The sequence below is a fragment of the Marinicrinis lubricantis genome (genome assembly GCF_042658665.1).
Taxonomy (GTDB): domain Bacteria; phylum Bacillota; class Bacilli; order Paenibacillales; family KCTC-33676; genus Marinicrinis; species Marinicrinis lubricantis.
The window spans coordinates 1-987 of sequence record NZ_JBHSQV010000062.1 but is presented as its reverse complement, the minus strand read 5'-3'; the positions used below and the strand labels follow the sequence as shown (position 1 = coordinate 987).

2 protein-coding genes are annotated in these 987 nt (G+C 44.1%); both read right to left on the bottom strand.

What is annotated here, in order from left to right; translation table 11 throughout:
- Window positions 1-232 precede the first annotated feature (232 nt).
- Window positions 233-508: a hypothetical protein gene (locus ACFPXP_RS08035; RefSeq protein ID WP_379893719.1), complete on the bottom strand. Its 276-nt coding sequence runs from the start codon at window positions 506-508 to the stop codon at window positions 233-235.
- Between the two features lie 39 nt (window positions 509-547).
- Window positions 548-841 (bottom strand): DUF4258 domain-containing protein, encoded by a 294-nt coding sequence (locus tag ACFPXP_RS08030; protein ID WP_379893718.1) that lies wholly within the window; start codon window positions 839-841, stop codon window positions 548-550.
- Window positions 842-987 lie beyond the last annotated feature (146 nt).

Here is a 987-nt window from a genome sequence, read left to right as displayed (position 1 = left end):
CCTCCAAGGTTCCTAGAAATCCACTCAAAACCATAGATACACGCCATTTCTGTTAAAGTTGCCCGTAAACCTAAGCAGGACAAGGGATCCGGGCATTTTGTTTACCTAGTGACTGTCGAACTCGGGTTCAACGGCGAATGTTTATATCATTGGAAAATGAAAAAAGCCCCAGGAATGAATTGCACAAAGTGTCAATCCAATCCAAGGGCTTCCTCTGTCTATGGGCTATTACTTAGTTGTTGAGGTGCGGCGAGATAAAATCCATCGGCTTAAAGCGCTCTTTGAGCCTAGCTAATGAGACTGTAACATCACCGATAATCCCGTGTTTCTCCAGCAGCAGTTTGTATCCGTCTACGATGACTCCATCCGGAAGCTGTGTCAAGATTTCGCAATCACACTTCCTAGCCGGTATATCGGACACTGTTAACGTACCGCCTTCAAAAACTTCGGACTTCGTCGTCAACATTTCTATGTACTCCCCTTTGCACCGGTCACAACGAGCCGTCATATGCAACGCCTCCTTCTGACCATATTGTATCATGAAACTTTAATTCTCCAAAAAATTTCCGTCAGATTCTATGGTTTTTATCAGTTGAAGATGACGGTGTGAAGGAGGATAGCAAGTTACCACCTTAAACCGCTTGGAAGAGATCAGCCCGACTACCACGATGAACCAATCCCCCCGTAAATCTTTGCCGAGAATCAAGCGGCTCGGGGTAGCAAGTTCATAGGTTCGGGATTGACGCTTCCGATTATCTTCACACGAATAACCTTCAATAATCTGACCGTTAAAAATTGCAACCGCAATGTCAATTTGCGTGTAAGTGCGGTCTGCATACACATCATTTGCAAGCCGATCATAGTTGAGTCCGTATAATTGTGTAAAATGCTAGAGCTCCTAAAAATAAAGGGAGCCATATTCAAATCCCTCAGTTAGAATGGTGTTGTCTAAGCATCACTCTAAATACACGAGGTGAATTGAAATGG